The 16,633-nt window shown below is 60.5% G+C and carries 15 protein-coding genes; 13 read left to right on the top strand and 2 right to left on the bottom strand.

The window, feature by feature from the left end:
- The first annotated feature begins 11 nt into the window (after positions 1 to 11).
- Positions 12 to 620, top strand: a complete 609-nt coding sequence (locus ACY8D3_RS04735) for a hypothetical protein (RefSeq protein ID WP_462382067.1) — start codon at positions 12 to 14, stop codon at positions 618 to 620.
- Positions 621 to 1,005: 385 nt separating this feature from the next.
- The gene (locus ACY8D3_RS04730; protein WP_017937312.1) at positions 1,006 to 1,218 is read left to right on the top strand and encodes a cold-shock protein; all 213 of its coding nucleotides are present in this window, start codon (positions 1,006 to 1,008) and stop codon (positions 1,216 to 1,218) included.
- A 116-nt stretch (positions 1,219 to 1,334) separates the two neighbouring features.
- Here ACY8D3_RS04730 and lptG read toward each other — a convergent pair whose 3' ends face one another.
- On the bottom strand, positions 1,335 to 2,396 hold the full coding sequence (gene lptG, locus ACY8D3_RS04725; protein WP_462382065.1) for an LPS export ABC transporter permease LptG: 1,062 nt from the start codon (positions 2,394 to 2,396) through the stop codon (positions 1,335 to 1,337).
- Positions 2,389 to 3,507, bottom strand: a complete 1,119-nt coding sequence (lptF, locus tag ACY8D3_RS04720; protein ID WP_462382063.1) for an LPS export ABC transporter permease LptF — start codon at positions 3,505 to 3,507, stop codon at positions 2,389 to 2,391. Before lptF ends, lptG begins: the two co-directional genes overlap by 8 nt.
- Before the next feature lie 321 nt (positions 3,508 to 3,828).
- Between lptF and ACY8D3_RS04715 the strand changes: the two genes are divergently transcribed.
- From ACY8D3_RS04715 to rlmF, 11 genes are all read left to right on the top strand, one after another.
- Complete coding sequence (locus ACY8D3_RS04715; RefSeq protein ID WP_462382062.1) at positions 3,829 to 5,313, top strand: leucyl aminopeptidase; 1,485 nt, start codon at positions 3,829 to 3,831, stop codon at positions 5,311 to 5,313.
- Positions 5,314 to 5,369: 56 nt separating this feature from the next.
- Positions 5,370 to 5,798, top strand: a complete 429-nt coding sequence (locus tag ACY8D3_RS04710; RefSeq protein WP_462382060.1) for a DNA polymerase III subunit chi — start codon at positions 5,370 to 5,372, stop codon at positions 5,796 to 5,798.
- An 8-nt stretch (positions 5,799 to 5,806) separates the two neighbouring features.
- On the top strand, positions 5,807 to 6,196 hold the full coding sequence (locus ACY8D3_RS04705) for a DNA polymerase III subunit chi (RefSeq protein WP_462382058.1): 390 nt from the start codon (positions 5,807 to 5,809) through the stop codon (positions 6,194 to 6,196).
- A 90-nt stretch (positions 6,197 to 6,286) separates the two neighbouring features.
- Entirely contained in the window at positions 6,287 to 9,133 is a 2,847-nt protein-coding gene (locus tag ACY8D3_RS04700; RefSeq protein ID WP_462382056.1) for a valine--tRNA ligase, read from the top strand.
- Between the two features lie 403 nt (positions 9,134 to 9,536).
- Entirely contained in the window at positions 9,537 to 10,508 is a 972-nt protein-coding gene (locus tag ACY8D3_RS04695) for an ABC transporter substrate-binding protein (protein WP_462382054.1), read from the top strand.
- 132 nt (positions 10,509 to 10,640) lie between these two features.
- Positions 10,641 to 11,531: an ABC transporter permease gene (locus ACY8D3_RS04690; RefSeq protein WP_462382053.1), complete on the top strand. Its 891-nt coding sequence runs from the start codon at positions 10,641 to 10,643 to the stop codon at positions 11,529 to 11,531.
- Positions 11,531 to 12,325: an ABC transporter ATP-binding protein gene (locus ACY8D3_RS04685; RefSeq protein ID WP_462382051.1), complete on the top strand. Its 795-nt coding sequence runs from the start codon at positions 11,531 to 11,533 to the stop codon at positions 12,323 to 12,325. The genes ACY8D3_RS04690 and ACY8D3_RS04685 overlap by 1 nt, the downstream gene beginning before the upstream one ends.
- Positions 12,326 to 12,383: 58 nt before the next feature.
- Positions 12,384 to 12,680 carry a winged helix-turn-helix domain-containing protein gene (locus ACY8D3_RS04680; protein WP_462382049.1) on the top strand — a complete coding sequence of 99 codons (297 nt, stop codon included), beginning with the start codon at positions 12,384 to 12,386 and terminating at the stop codon, positions 12,678 to 12,680.
- Positions 12,681 to 12,712: 32 nt separating this feature from the next.
- A complete protein-coding gene (locus tag ACY8D3_RS04675) occupies positions 12,713 to 14,539 on the top strand; it encodes an SLC13 family permease (RefSeq protein ID WP_462382047.1) in 1,827 nt (608 codons plus the stop codon).
- Positions 14,540 to 14,657: 118 nt separating this feature from the next.
- Entirely contained in the window at positions 14,658 to 15,575 is a 918-nt protein-coding gene (locus tag ACY8D3_RS04670; RefSeq protein WP_462382045.1) for an alpha/beta hydrolase, read from the top strand.
- Positions 15,576 to 15,637: 62 nt separating this feature from the next.
- On the top strand, positions 15,638 to 16,618 hold the full coding sequence (gene rlmF, locus ACY8D3_RS04665) for a 23S rRNA (adenine(1618)-N(6))-methyltransferase RlmF (RefSeq protein WP_462382043.1): 981 nt from the start codon (positions 15,638 to 15,640) through the stop codon (positions 16,616 to 16,618).
- Positions 16,619 to 16,633: the final 15 nt, after the last annotated feature.

The raw sequence follows: 16,633 nt of genomic DNA, 5'->3' as shown, positions 1-16,633 counted from the left end.
GAGAACAACGCATGTTCAGAAATGCCATTCTGCTCGGCGCCCTGCTTCCGCTATCCGCGTGGGCGATCGACGAACAGGAAGTGAGAACCTGCGCGGCTGTGACCAACCTCGTCGAGCGTCTCAGCTGCTATGACGATATGGCTGCCAAGCACGGCCTGGCACCCGCGGCATCCCAAACCAGCCAGGTGGCGCCCGACCCGGGCGACTGGAAGTCGTATCGTAGTACCAACCCCGAGGATGGCCGCACGGCCTACATCGCAACACTCAAAGCCGGTGCATCAAGCTCTTCGGAGGGACAGGCAGCTGAACTCTGGGTTCGTTGCGACGGTGGGAAGATGGAAATGTTCGTCGACTGGAATTACTTTCTCGGCAGCAGCCAGGCGGACGTAACCTTCCGATTGCAGAACGAGCCCCCTCGTACAAGCGTATGGACCAACTCCACCGATGGGCGCGCAACGTTCTTCCCCGACGCGGCGGTACCCTACTTGATGCGCATGACCAATTCGCCAAGCTGGAGCGTTGAGGTCACGCCTTTCGGCGGCAGCCCAATCAAGGCGGTCTTCGACCTGCGAGGCGCGGGTGTTGCTTTCAGGGAGATCCGTGCCAATTGCGGGTGGTAGCGCCGCGATCGAAACTTTTCTGCCCGCTGGTGGATTAAGCAAGCGACATATTGGGCTATGAGCAGGGACGCTTTCGCCGACCGTCGACAGTTGCGAAAATTCAATACGATTGACCCATTTTCGCAACATTTTCATGCCCATTTCGCCGCTCGACAAAAGCCACTAAAAACACGCCACTTAGGGGTTGGCTTTCCAGAAAGAATTAGCGTAGAGTTCAGAACACTGTGTTTGCATGGGTCGCTGTGAATCGTGACCTGGTGCAGTAGATCTTCAGATCCGCTACATCCCGCTCGACTTCTCTTAACTCCTTGCAAAACCCAGTCCAGACCCTCGATGCGCGCGCGCGAGGTAGTCACTAACACCAAAGAGTTTCAAGGAATTAAGTATGTCCAACCGTCAAAACGGCACCGTCAAGTGGTTCAACGATGAGAAAGGCTACGGCTTCATCACCCCCGAAAGCGGTCCGGACCTGTTCGTGCACTTCCGCGCCATCGAAGGTAACGGCTTCAAGAGCCTGAAAGAAGGCCAGAAGGTCAGCTTCGTTGCGGTGCAGGGCCAGAAAGGCATGCAGGCAGACCAGGTTCAAATCCTGGGCTAATAGCCGCACCTAAAAAGCCCCTGACATGTTCGCATGTCAGGGGCTTTTTTATGGCGCTTGAAATAATCGCCTCAGCCTAACGCCGCACGGAGCCAGCCCGCACGGCGCCCTCCGCGTCAGCCCGCTCTGCGTAGCAAAATGCACCCCGCCAACGCACAGGCTCCCGCAGGAATCAACACAGCGAACAGCGGAGAGAAATTGAATACGAGGCTAGCGGGACCAAGGAGGTCCTGGGTGATCCTGAACACGAAGCCGACCACCACGCCAGTGAAAATACGCTGACCCAGCGTAACCGACCTCAGTGGCCCAAACACGAACGATATCGCCATCAGGACCAATGCAGCGGTCACCAGTGGCTGGAGCAGTTTCGTCCAGAACGCGAGCATGTACTGGCCGTTATTGAGCCCCTGCGCGGTCAGGTAGCCCGAATACCCCCAAAGGCCCGAAATGGATAGCGTTTCTGGCTCCATCATCACCGTGCCGAGCAATCCGGGATTGAGCGCCAGATCCCAATTTTCCGTCGCCTCATGCACCGCCTCGGTCGATTGCCCATGGAAGCGCGTCGTCACGATGTCTTCGAGCTGCCAATGGTCCTGCTGGTAGGTGGCACGGTTGGCGAAGCTCGACCAGAGCAGCTTGCGCTCACCATCGAACTCATAGCGCGTGATGCCGTAGAGGACGCCGTTAGGCTGCACGGAGTTGATATGGACGAACTGATCGCCCTGACGATGCCAGTAGCCATACCGCGAGCCCTGGGCCTCACCGCCACCCTGCGCCAGCGAGCGATCGCCCTGCGCCTTGTTTTCTGTCCAGGGTGCGACGTATTCGCCCACGAGCACGCCCGCAATCAGCAAGACCATCATGGGCTTCATGACGGCCCACACGATACGGCCGATCGAGACGCCAGCCGCCCGCATGATCGTGAGCTCACTGTTACTAGCAAGCGTACCGAGACCAATCATGCTGCCGATCAGGGCGGCCATTGGCAGCATTTCATAGATACGGCGCGGCGCCGTGAGCAACACGTACCAGACAACTTCGATCAAACCGTAGTCGTTGCGCACGTCGCCCAATTGGTCGATGAACGCGAAGACCAGCGCCAGCGCCGTAATGACGCCAAGGACGGAGAGAATTGCCAGAAAGACGCTTCGGCCAATGTACCGGTCGAGCTTAGACATGACGCACATCCCCCGCCGCACGGCGCGCAGCCAGGCGCAACTTCAATGGCTCCCAGTAAAGGAGCACCAATCCGATGAGTAAGAAGACCAAGTGGATCGGCCATACGCCGATCGAAGGGGACAAGCGCCCTTTATCCATGGAGCCCCGCGCGGCAATGAGCAGAGAAAGATAGACCATGTAAAGCAGGATGGCGGGTAACAGCTTCAGGTAACGGCCCTGCCGCGGATTCACTCTGGAAAGCGGTACCGCCAGGAGTGTCACGACCATGACGAGAATGGGCAGCGAAAAGCGCCACTGAAGCTCCGCCCAGTCACGCGGATCGCCGGTACCGAACAGATCCACGGTACGGCTCGCCTCGCGCTCGCTGACGTCTACAGCCACTTCAGGCCTCGGCAGCAGAACACCATAGGTGTCGTATTGAATGGCACGATAATTGGCCTGGCCCGGGAGGCCGTCATACCGATAGCCATTTTCAAGAATCAGGTAGCGGCTGCCATCAGGGCGGATCTCCTGCCGCCCCTTCTCCGCCACCAGCACGCCGATACCCTCGCCCTGCCCGCTGCTGGATACGCGCTTCTCGGAAATGAAGACGTTACCAAGCTCGGTTCGATCTTCAGACAACTGCTGCGTGTACGTCACCCGCATGCCGCCTCGCAATGACTGAAAGCGCCCAGGAACGAGGGTATCGAATTCGGTGAGTGCGTCCTGTTCGTTCAGGATACGCTCGAATGCGGTGATGCCCTGCGGCGTTAGCCCCATTGCCAACCAACCTACGAACGCCGCGATCATTGCGGCTGGCAACAACGTATAGCCGACCAGCTTTTGCTGACTCATGCCTGTTGCCGAGAGCACGGTCATTTCGCTTTCCAGGTAAAGGCGACCATAGGCAAGCAGGATCCCGAGGAACAGACCCAGCGGCAGGATCAACTGCAGGAAGCTCGGCATGCGATACGCCATGATGAGCAGCAACACACCAGGGTCGAGTACGCCCTGCGCAGCTTGGGCCAGGTATTTGATGAAACGGCCGCTCATGATGATCACGAGCAGCACGGCCGTAACGGCACTCAACGTAACCAGTACTTCTCGGGACAGGTAGCGAAAGACGATCACGCCGGACTCCAGGTCTTTGCAAACCCAACCATGACGAGAACTGACATGACTGGGATTCTGGGGGCGTCGCACGGGCGTGCCGTGCGAGCGACTGAAAAAATGGGCGTCATTATCCCGTGATCACACCGCGCTGTCACTGAGGCAGCGGTGCGGCCAATGGCCAATGACGTGGTTCCAAACCTTCGGGGCGTATCGTAGTCAACACTTTCTAAGCCGACATCGCCACGTTGTAGCAGAAACAAGGGCACGCGCGCTGCGCCACCCGAGCGAAGCGATGTCGTTGTATAGTCGTCATCTTTGAAGCCCTGGGGACCTCTGCCAATGGAATTCGTCGTCAAAAACGCTCGTCCGGAAACCGTAAAGACCGCAACGCTCGTTGTCATGCTGGCCGAAGGGGCAGCACTGAACGAGGCCGTCGGCGCGGTCGATACGCTTGGTGGCGGTTTGATCACTGCCGCCGTGAAGCGCGGTGATTTTTCCGGCAAGCTGGGCCAGACCCTCCTTCTGACGACTGCCAGCCTCAAGGCCGAACGCGTACTCCTCGTCGGGCTGGGCAAAGACGCCCTGGTCGAGCGCAACCTTCGCAAGGTCGCATCCGCCATTGCCGGCGGCCTGAAGAACCTTGGTGGCAAAGACGCCGTTATCGTAACGGACGGCCTTCAGGTTCAAGGCCGCGACCTGTACGGCTCACTGCGCCTGATGGTTGAAGTTCTGGCCGATGCCAACTATGTATTCGATCGTTTCAAGAGCAAGAAGGCCGATCCGCGCCCGCTCAAAAAGATCTCCCTGCTGACCGACAAGCTTTCGGTAGCCGACGCAGAGCGCGCCGTTGCACACGCCCAGGCAATCGCCAACGGCATGGCCTTCACCAAGGACCTGGGTAACCTACCCCCGAACGTATGCCACCCCAGCTATCTGGCCGACGAAGCCAAGGCGCTTTCAAAGGAATTCCGTGACCTCAAGGTTGAGATTCTCGACGAGAAGAAGCTTAAGGCGCTTGGCGCCGGAGCGTTCCTTGCTGTCGCCCAGGGCAGCGAGCAGCCACCCCGCATGATCGTTATGCAGTACAACGGCGGCGCCAAGGACGAGCAACCCTATGTTCTGGTCGGCAAGGGCATTACGTTCGACACGGGCGGCATCAGCATCAAGCCGTCCGCGAACATGGACGAAATGAAATACGACATGTGCGGCGCCGCCAGCGTCCTCGGCGCGTTTCGCGCGCTGCTGGAGCTGAAATTGCCGATCAATGTCGTCGGCCTGCTGGCCTGCGCCGAGAACATGCCCAGCGGACGCGCCACCCGCCCGGGCGACATCGTGACAACCATGAGCGGCCAGACCGTCGAGATACTCAACACCGACGCAGAAGGCCGTCTCGTATTGTGCGACACCCTCACCTACGCTGAGCGCTTCAAGCCACGCGCCGTGGTAGACCTCGCAACGTTGACCGGCGCATGCATCGTCGCACTCGGCTCCAATACATCAGGCCTCATGGGCAACGACGACACCCTGATCCAGCAGCTGCTCGATGCGGGCCAGCACGCGGCCGACCGTGCCTGGCAATTGCCGCTGTTCGACGAGTACCAGGAGCAGCTGGACAGCCCCTTCGCGGACATCGCCAACATTGGCGGCCCCAAGGCCGGCACCATTACGGCTGCCTGCTTCCTGTCGCGCTTCACCAAGCAATACCCATGGGCGCACCTGGATATCGCCGGCACCGCCTGGGTGAGCGGCGGAAAGGACAAAGGCGCCTCCGGCCGCCCGGTGCCGCTGCTGATGCAATACCTGATCGACCGTAGCCAGGGTTGATCCACGCTGCACCTACCGGGCGCAACAAAGCGCCCGGTTTCTATCCGGAAAAGGCCATGCCACAGATCGACTTCTACATTCTGCCCTCCGCCGAAACGGACGCTCGCCTGACGTTCGCCTGTCGATTGGCCGAAAAAGCCTGGCGATTGGGGCATCGGGTCTACATTCATTGCGAGGATGGCGATCAGCGCGAGGTGCTGGATGATCGACTTTGGCAATTCAAGGGCGAGGCCTTCATTCCCCATGACAACGCCGAAGCCGACCCAGACGCGACCGTCGTGCTCGGCACCGACACACCGCCACAGGGTCAGGACGACCTGCTGATCAACCTAACCACACGGATCCCGCCGACCTTCGAACGTTTTGCACGCGTCGCGGAGATCGTCGTCGAGGATGCCACAGTCCGACAAGCGGCACGGCAGAGCTTCCGCTTCTACAGGGACCGTGGCTATCCTTTGCAGGATCACCGCCTAACCCGCATCTGACGGTCACAATGGACAAACCACGCGAACCCAAATCCGGCCAATTGCTCGATGATCTGAAATCCATCCGCGATCTGTTGGAGAAATATCAGCTCGAGCCACCGATCCTCACCGAAAGCGCAGACGATGACATTCCTGTGCTGTCCGAAGTCATCGACAACGAACAGAAGCCGACGCCGGACGTTAAACCCGAGCCGCCAGTGGTCCAGGTCACAGTACCTACGGCTTCGACCGTTACTCCACAACCTGCACCAAAGCCTGCACCGACACCGCAGCGTATCGACAGCGAACTACGCAAGACAGCGCACCTGATCCTGCAAGATGTCATCGACGACTTCGTACCGCAGATCGAGGCTGAGCTTCGCAAGCGCCTCCAAGCGCGTTTGAAGGACATGCTCTGACGCCCCGGGCAGCCCTGGCTGCCTAGGCCGTACGCCTCAACGGCGCTATACTCGCGGGTTTCCTGCAGCCTGTTGTGAAGAGCCCGCCTGATGGACAAGACCTACCAGCCCCACGCCATCGAGACTTCCTGGTATGAAACCTGGGAAGCCAACCACTATTTTGCGCCACAGGGTACAGGCGAGCCCTACACCATCATGATTCCGCCGCCCAATGTCACGGGCAGCCTGCACATGGGCCACGGATTCAACAATGCGATCATGGATGCGCTCATTCGCTTCCGTCGCATGCAGGGCCGCAATACCCTCTGGCAGCCCGGCACGGACCACGCCGGCATCGCCACACAGATGCTTGTCGAGCGCAAGATCGGCGCCGAGGGCCTGTCCCGCCATGATCTTGGACGCGAGAAATTCCTCGAGAAAGTATGGGAATGGAAGGCCGAATCCGGCGGTAACATCACCCGTCAGATCCGTCGCCTGGGCTCGTCCGTGGACTGGTCCCGTGAGCGCTTCACGATGGACGACGGCCTGTCGGAAGCTGTGAAGGAAGCATTCGTCCGGCTTTATGAAGATGGATTGATCTACCGCGGAAAGCGCCTGGTTAACTGGGATACCAAGCTGCACACCGCCATTTCCGATCTTGAGGTCGAGAACCACGACGAGAAAGGCCATCTTTGGAACCTCCGCTATCCACTCGCTGATGGCGCAAAGACGTCGGAGGGCAATGATTATCTGATCGTCGCCACGACCCGTCCCGAGACCATGCTGGGCGACTCCGCCGTTGCCGTCCATCCGGAAGACGAGCGCTACAAGCACCTGATCGGCCAGTTCATCGAGTTGCCGCTGGTTGGCCGTCGTATCCCGATCGTTGCCGACGAATACTGCGACCCGGAATTCGGCACAGGCTGCGTGAAGATCACACCGGCTCACGACTTCAACGACTACGAAGTCGGTAAGCGTCACAGCCTCCCCCTGATCAACATTTTCGACGCGGATGCGGCGGTAATTCCCAAGGCTCAGGTCTTCAGTATTGACGGCAGCCTTAATACCGACGTCGATACCTCGCTGCCTTCCGAGTACGCGGGGCTGGATCGTTTCGAGGCGCGCAAGCAGATCGTTGCCGCCTTCGATGCGCTCGGGTTGCTGGAGAAGATCGAGGACCACGCCCTCAAGGTGCCGAAAGGCGACCGCTCAGGCACAGTGATCGAGCCCTGGCTTACAGACCAGTGGTACGTTTCTACCAAACCGCTTGCCGAGAAGGCCATTGCCGCCGTGGAAAGCGGTGAAATCCAGTTCGTACCCAAGCAGTACGAGAACATGTATTTCAGCTGGATGCGCGACATCCAGGACTGGTGCATTAGCCGGCAGCTCTGGTGGGGGCATCGCATCCCTGCCTGGTATGACGATGCGGGCAACGTCTATGTAGGCCGCGACGAGGCCGAAGTTCGAGCCAAGCACGGTCTGGAAGAAACGGCACTGCACCAGGACGATGACGTCCTGGACACCTGGTTCAGCTCAGGCTTGTGGACGTTTTCCACGCTTGGCTGGCCGGAGCAAACCGAGGCGCTCAAGACGTTCCACCCCACGGACGTACTGGTCACCGGTTTCGACATCATCTTCTTCTGGGTTGCCCGGATGATCATGTTGTCCACGCACCTTACCGGTCAGATTCCATTCAAGACCGTGTACGTGCATGGCCTGGTCCGCGATGGCCAGGGCCAGAAGATGTCCAAGTCCAAAGGCAACGTGCTCGATCCGCTCGACATCGTCGACGGCATCGACCTGGATACTCTGCTGGCTAAGCGCACCACCGGACTGATGCAGCCCAAGCTTGCGGAGAAGATCGCCAAACAGACCAAGGCTGAATTCCCGGAAGGGATCGCGAGCTATGGTACCGACGCCCTGCGCTTCACATTCTGCTCGCTGGCTACCACTGGCCGGGACATCAAGTTCGACATGGGCCGCGTGGAAGGCTATCGAAACTTCTGCAACAAGCTCTGGAACGCAGCCAATTTCGTCATTGAGAACACCGACGGCAAGGACACCGGCGTAACTGCCGAAGGTGCAGTTGACGCTCCCGTCGAGTTGTCCTCGGTCGATCGCTGGATCATCAGCCAACTGCAACGCACCGAGGCCGACGTGACGCGTCATCTCGATGCGTTCCGCTTCGACCTGGCTACGCAAACGCTCTACGAATTCATCTGGGACGAGTACTGCGCCTGGTACCTCGAATTGGTCAAGCCTGTCCTCTGGGACGAGCACGCACCGATCGAACGTCAGCGCGGCACTCGCCGGACGCTTATCCGTGTGCTCGAAGTGATCCTGCGGCTGGCTCACCCCTTCATGCCGTTCATAACGGAAGAAATCTGGCAGCGCATCAAGGCACAGGCCGGCGTCAACGGCGATACGCTCATGCTTCAGCCCTGGCCAGTAGCGAACGAAGCACGTATTGATGCGGCGGCAGAAGGCGATATCGAGTGGGTCAAGACATTGATGCTCGGCGTCCGGCAGATCCGTGGTGAAATGAACATCTCCATGGCCAAGCGCATCGACGTCATGCTGGCCAATGCCAACGATGAAGATCGCCGCCGCCTGAATGAGAACCTTCCCCTGCTTACCAAGCTCGCCAAGCTGGAGTCGGTTCGCGTGCTCGAGGCCAATGAGGAAGCCCCAATGTCGGCGACGGCGCTTGTGGGCGACATGCAGGTTCTGGTGCCGATGGCCGGGCTGATCGACAAGGCAGCCGAGCTCGCTCGTCTCGACAAGGAACTGCAGCGGCTGCAGGGCGAAGTGAAGCGCGTCGGTGGCAAACTGTCCAACGAGGGCTTCGTTGCAAAGGCACCTGCCGATGTGATCGAAAAGGAGCGCGCCAAGTTGGCCGAAGCCGAACAGGCGGTCGCCAAGCTGGCCGAGCAGCGCGAAAAGATCGCAAGCCTCTGAAACCTGGCAGGCGGGCCTCGGCCCGCCTTTTCTCTACCGACCGAACGAAGCCCGCATCTCTTACTTGCGTCCAATCAGCAGGCCTGATATCACCCCATATCAAGCGCGATAGCGAGCGGTCCTGTCCGCCAGCCTATCTCGTGCTAACGTAGGTTGATCGGCTGGGTGACGGCAATTGTCATCGCTGTTTTGCGTGCCGCGCATGGCCCTGACGTCAGCGCGGACCGGAGGGCGATTCCACGAGTCGCCTGGTTGCTGAAGAGATAAGAACAAGACACAGGTTCTCGGGTACGAACCCTACGTGCCGAGCCAGACCAGGAAGGTTGCCGCTTCACCAACAGCCCGTCCCACAGGACGCGGTACACAAAGAGATGGCCCAAAAGGCCGCAGGAGACACACGAGCATGCTGACACGGAACAAATGGTTGCCCTTCGCGGCGCTGGCTCTGTCCATGGGAGTCTCGTTCGGTAGCGTTGCCGCCGAGCAGAAATCGGTCGCCGTCACGGCAATTGTCGAACATCCGGCACTGGATGCCGTACGCGACGGTGTCAAGGACGCGCTCGAGAAGGCTGGCTACGTCAGTGGCGAGAACCTGAAGTGGCAGTACCAAAGCGCTCAGGGCAATACGGGCACCGCCGCCCAGATCGCACGCAAGTTCATCGGCGACCGCCCTGATGTCATCGTCGCGATCGCCACGCCTTCGGCGCAGGCCGTCGTAGCCGGCAGCCGCAGCGTACCACTCGTCTTTTCCGCCGTGACCGATCCGGTCGAAGCGCAGCTTGTGCCAAGCTGGGATGCGTCAGGTACGAATGTAACCGGCGTTTCCGACCTGCTGGAACTCGACAAGCAGATGGAACTGGTGAAGCGTATCGTCCCGAATGCCAAGCGCGTGGGCATGGTTTACAACCCTGGCGAGGCCAACTCCGTCGTGGTCGTAAAGCGTCTCAAGGAGCTGCTGCCCAGCATGGGTCTCGAACTCGTCGAAGCCGCAGCACCGCGCTCCGTTGACGTAGGCTCGGCAGCGCGCAGCCTCGCCGGCAAGGTCGACGTGATCTACACCAACACCGATAACAACGTGGTTTCGGCCTACGAGTCGCTGGTCAAGGTGGGCATGGATACCAAAACGCCGTTGGTTGCGTCCGACACCGACAGCGTCAAGCGCGGCGCCATCGCGGCGCTGGGTATCGATTACCGCGATCTTGGCGAGCAGACTGGGCGAATGGTGGTTCGCATCCTTGAGGGGGAAAAGCCAGGCGAGATCACGCCTGAAACCAGCAGCAACCTCAGCCTGTGGGTGAACACCACAGCCGCCGAGCGCCAGGGCGTCACCCTGTCCCAGGACGTGCTCGACTCCGCGGCTGAAGTCATCAAGTAAGCCTATAGGTCATACGATCAGCCGCACAACCGACCTCCAGGCGAGCGCTTGCCGCATCGCCCGGAGGCGTTTGCCTTCGCTCTACTCGGCAGATCACCTATAGCGCCCCACCCTCTTTACCAGGTCCACCCCATGTCTCTGTTCTCCCTATTCGGCGCCCTTGAGATCGGCCTGATCTTTTCGCTGGTCGCGCTCGGCGTGTTCATTTCCTTTCGCCTGCTTCGCTTCCCCGACCTGACTGTCGACGGCAGCTTCCCGCTGGGCGGCGCCGTCGCCGCGGTACTGATTGCCAGCGGCTGGGACCCGTTTACCGCCACACTCGTCGCCACAGCTGCTGGCGCGCTGGCCGGCGTTGCCACCGCGGTCCTGAATGTCCACCTCAAGATCATGGATCTGCTGGCAAGCATCCTGATGATGATTGCGCTCTACTCGATCAACCTTCGTATCATGGGGCGTCCCAACGTCCCGCTGATCATGGAGCCGACGCTCTTCACCGTTCTTCAACCGGAATGGCTGGTCGACTATGTTGCACGTCCGCTGATTCTGGTTGCGCTGGTGGTTGCCGCGAAGATAGGGCTCGATCTGTACTTCTCGACCCAACAGGGCCTGGCGATTCGCGCCACCGGTTCCAATCCGCGGATGGCACGCGCTCAGGGTATCAATACGGGCGCCATGGTCATCCTTGGCATGGCCATCTCGAACGGCCTCGTAGCGCTGGCCGGCTCGCTATTCGCGCAGAGCCAGGGCGGCGCTGACATCTCGATGGGTATCGGTACGATCGTCATCGGCCTTGCAGCCGTTATCGTCGGCGAAAGCATCCTGCCGTCGCGCAAGCTGATGCTCGCCACGCTTGCGGTCATCCTCGGCGCGATCGTCTATCGCTTCTTCATCGCTCTTGCCCTGAACAGCGAATTCATTGGCCTTCAGGCCCAGGACCTCAACCTCATCACAGCCGTGCTCGTCGTGATCTGCCTGGTCATTCCGCTGGCGAAGAAGCGTCTAGTACGCCGGAGGAACGCATAATGCTCAATGCCAAGGACCTGAAGATCACTTTTAACGCCGGTACGCCCATCGAAACGCGCGCCCTGCGCGGGCTCTCTTTGCACATTCCGCAAGGTCAGTTCGTGACCGTCATCGGCTCGAACGGTGCGGGTAAATCGACCTTCCTCAATGCTGTATCGGGTGACCTGCCGATCGACAGCGGCCAGATCATCATCGACGACGTGGACGTTACCCGTCAGCCGGTCTGGGACCGCGCGCAACGGGTTGCTCGGGTCTTCCAGGATCCGATGGCGGGTACCTGCGAGGACCTCACCATTGAAGAGAACATGGCGCTGGCTCAAATGAGGGGACGGCGTCGCGGCCTTGGAAAGGCCGTCAAGGCCTCGATGCGCGATGGGTTCCGCGAAAGCCTCGCCACGCTTGGCCTGGGCCTTGAAAATCGTCTGTCGGATCGGATTGGTCTGTTGTCCGGCGGCCAACGCCAGGCCGTCAGCCTGTTGATGGCCGCGCTTCAGCCATCGCGGATCCTACTGCTCGACGAGCATACCGCGGCACTGGATCCCCGTACCGCCGACTTCGTTCTGCAGCTTACGGCCCGTATCGTGGCGGAAAAAGGCCTGACGACCATGATGGTGACCCACAGCATGCGCCAGGCGCTGGATGTTGGTGAACGTACCGTCATGCTGCATCAGGGCCAGGTGGTGCTGGATGTATCGGGCGATGACCGCAAAGGCATGGACGTACCCGACCTGCTCGCCATGTTCGAAAAGGTGCGTGGCGAGAAGCTCTCGGATGATGCGTTGCTACTGAGCTGAACCACAGGCGGGTGCCGTAGCGCACTCGCCAACCTGCAGGAGACCTAGGGAGATTGCCATGGAACCCAGCAAGACCCGCACGAGCTTCTATCGGCGGCTGTATGTGGCCTGGCTCATAGACAGCGGCACGGCAACCAGCGTACCTGCGCTGATGGCGTTGACTGGCATGCCCCGTCGAACCGCACAGGACACCCTTCTTGCCTTGGCAGACCTGGACATCACCTGCCTCTTCGAACAGGGCGACGGCGCACGCAACAACACCGGTCACTACCGCATTGAAAACTGGGGCCCGATCGACGCGAGCTGGGTCGGCTGCAACCTGACGCACATCAAGACCACACTCGGCTATCCATAGCAGGCTGTGCGCCCTATGCTCAGGACGTGCTCATGAATACCGACCTGCTTATCGTCCTCGCGCTCCTGCTGACGTGCGTCATGCTTTTCGTCGTCAACAAACCGCGCATGGACGTGGTCGGCCTCCTGGTCGTGGTTGCACTGCCGCTACTTGGCATTCTTAGCATCGAAGAAACCCTCGCCGGCTTCAGCGACCCTAGTGTGGTCCTGATCGCGGCGCTGTTCGTCATCGGAGAGGGGCTGGTTCGAACGGGCATTGCCTATCGACTGGGGGATTGGCTCGTCAAACGAGCCGGAAGCAGCGAAACGCGCCTATTGATCCTGCTCATGGCGGTCGTGGCGCTGCTTGGCTCCGTCATGAGTTCGACTGGCGTCGTTGCGATCTTCATTCCGGTGGTACTGAGTATCGCGGCACGCCTGAACACACCTGCCAGCCGTCTGATGATGCCGCTCGCTTTCGCCGGACTCACGAGTGGCATGATGACGCTCGTAGCCACGCCACCCAACATGGTGGTCCATGGCGAGCTGCTGCGCACGGGCCTGGCAGGTTTCGGCTTCTTCGCATTCACGCCGATCGGGCTGGTCATTCTGTGCCTTGGCATCGCCTACATGCTGTTCGCACGGCGTTGGCTTGGCCGCAACGAAACCGCCATACAGACTCAACGCCGCCATACGTTGGCCGATCTCGCCCAGGCCTATCACCTGTCCCAGCGCGAACGCCGCCTTCGCGTGCTGCCCTCGTCGCGGCTGGCCAACCAGGCACTCAATGAACTCGAATTGCGGCAGCAATACGGCATCAACGTAATCGGCGTTGAGCGGCGGCGCAATTTCCGTACCCAGTTGCTGGTCGCGACCGGCAGCACGGAACTGTTGCCCGGCGATATTCTGCTGGCAGACCTTGCCAGTCCAGCCATCGCATTACTCGGCGCCTATGACGAGCTGGGCCTGGAGCCGATGCCGCTCAAGAGCTCCTACTATGCCGTCCACTCCCACGAGCTCGGCCTCGTTGAAGTGGCGCTTCCCCCGGAATCGACCCTGATCGGCAAGACCATTCAGGAGCTCGGCTTTCGCGGCCGGTTCAAGCTCAACGTGGTAGGCCTTCGGCGTAACCGGGAGGCACTGGATGGGCTGCTGGTAGACGAAAAGCTTCGCGCGGGCGACACACTGCTGGTCGCAGGCAAATGGCGGCGCATCCGTGAGCTGCAGGGCCAAAGCCGTGATTTCATCGTACTGACGCTCCCTGCCGAAGTGGATGAAGTCGCACCAACTGCCAGCAAGGCGCCCTACGCACTGCTAGGCCTGGCAACGATGGTGGTGCTGATGGTTGGCGGCTGGGTACCGAATGTGGTCGCTGCGCTCATCGGCTGCATGGTCATGGGCGCGTTTCGCTGCATTGACATGGACAGCGCCTACCGCGCGATTCACTGGCCGAGCCTGCTGCTCATCGTCGGCATGCTGCCGTTCGCCCTCGCCCTGCAGCGTACAGGCGGCATCGACCTGGCCGTCGAAGGCCTTATAAGGCTGGTAGGCGACGCAAGCCCACACGCCATGCTGGCAGCGCTCTTCATCTTGACCGCCGTGATCGGCCTCTTCATCTCCAATACGGCAACCGCAGTCTTGATGGCACCGGTAGCCCTGAGCGCAGCCCAGCAGCTGGGTGTTTCCCCCTATCCATTCGCGATGACGGTCGCGGTCGCCGCCTCTGCTGCGTTCATGACGCCCGTTTCATCGCCCGTCAACACACTTGTGCTGGGCCCGGGCCAATACCGGTTTTCGGATTTCGTGAAGGTCGGCGTTCCATTCACCCTGCTCGTCCTGATCGTGACCGTGGTGATGGTCCCGCTGCTGTTCCCGCTTTGATGGCAGGCCCAAGGCGCTGCGCCGATACATAGACGGTTACGGCTTCTTCGCTTCGCGCCCTTGCATGGCAAACCGCTTGCAGGCATCTATAGCGATACCTGTCCTGAACGGAGCGCAGATGTCCCGGTCACTCATTTCTCGCCTGCGGGCGCGCTGGCTGAGCCTGACGCTCCTGCTGGCCCTGATCATCGGCTTACCGGTCGGCTGCGCCAAACTGAAGCAGACCGAGCGGGAGCTGGTATTTCGCATTGAGCCAGGTGTTGCCAGCTGGTACACCGGTTTGCCCGCTGGCGTACAGGAACTCGACCTGAGCGACTCCACCTTTCCCAGCGGTGAAACCCTATATGCCTGGTGGTGGGCCTCCGAGAATCCTGATGCGCCCGCCCTGCTCTACTTGCATGGCTCGCGTTGGAACCTGACCGGCCAACTGTTTCGTATCCAGCAGTTGCGCGAGCTCGGCTTCTCTATTCTGGCCGTGGACTACCGCGGCTTTGGCGAGAGCAAGGGGCCGCTACCTTCTGAACGCAGCGTCAATGAGGATGCGCGGACCGCCTGGGCCAAGCTGCTGAGCCTGCAGCCGGATCCTGCCAAGCGCGTGATCTATGGACATTCGCTCGGTGGCGCCGTCGCAGTAGACCTCGCCGCTGAGCTGGGCAAGGCGGCAAGAAGCGCTGACGAACCGGTCGCTGCACGTGGCTTGATCATCGAGTCCACGTTCACGAATCTTGCCGACGCGGCATCCGCCGTTGCTGACACCTCGCTACCGATCCGCTGGATCATGTCGCAGAAGTTCGACTCGATCAGCAAGATCGAGGATGTCGGCATGCCTGTCCTCATCGTGCATGGCACCGACGACCGCTACGTTCCTCCCCGCTTTAGCGAAGAACTCTACGAAGCCGCACGGGAGCCGAAGCAACTGCTACTCGTGCCTGGCGGGACGCACAACAACAGCATGAGGGTCGGAGCGCGCGCCTATCGGGACGGTCTGCATCGCTTGATGGCCCCTGAAGCGCCGGAGCACAAACGCGCCGGTTGATACGTCGCTTGGCGGGCCATGCTATGGGACACTATGCGCCGCATACCCGACCGATCCAAGACATGAAACCTGCTGCCCCACCTCTTCACCAGCCTGCTGCGAAAGCGGCGGGCCTGCACCCACGCAACCGCCATCAGGGCCAATACGACTTCGATGCCTTGATGCGCGGTACGCCTGAGCTTCGCCAGTTCGTGATCCTCAATCCGTACGGGAAACGAAGCATCGATTTTGCCAACCCCCAGGCCGTTCGAGTCCTGAATCGCGCACTGCTCAAAGCGCTGTATGGCATTGAGCATTGGGACATCCCGGAAGGCTACCTTTGCCCACCTGTACCCGGCCGAGCCGACTACGTGCATGGCGTGGCGGACCTGCTCGCGCTCGACAACGCAGGAGAGATTCCACGAGGCGCGCGCGTTCATGCGCTGGATATCGGTACCGGTGCGAACTGCATTTATCCGCTACTCGGGCATGGTGACTACGGCTGGCGATTCACCGGGGCCGACATCGATGCAACCGCGATCGGGGCAGCACGTGCAATCGTCGCAGCCAATCGTCTGAATGCGTCCATTGACTTCAGGCACCAGCCAGATTCCACTCACCTGTTTACCGGCATCGTGGGCGCCGATGAGCGCTTCACCGTCACGCTCTGCAATCCGCCTTTCCACACGAGCCCGGATGAAGCCAGCGCCGGTAGCCGACGTAAATGGAAGAATCTCGGCAAGCTGGATCCGCGACGCACGCTGCCCGCGCTCAATTTCGGCGGCCAGAGCAATGAGCTTTGGTGCCCAGGCGGCGAACTCGGCTTCCTCAAGCGCATGATCCGGGAGAGCATAACTGTCCGCACCCAGGTGCTATGGTTCACCAGCCTCGTATCCAAAGGCGGCAATATCGCACCACTGCGTGACGCGCTGGCGAGGGCTGGCGCCACCGACGTTCACGTGACGGAGATGGCGCAAGGACAAAAGAAGAGCCGCTTTCTGGCCTGGACCTACCTGTCCGCAAAAGAAAGACGCACGTGGCTCGCCGGGCTTTCATCTCGTTGAGCTTCTCGCTCCCAC

It is taken from the genome of Pseudomonas sp. Marseille-QA0892 (assembly GCF_054950135.1).
The sequence above is the reverse complement of the archived record's forward strand: the minus strand, read 5'-3'. Positions and strand labels throughout refer to the sequence as shown.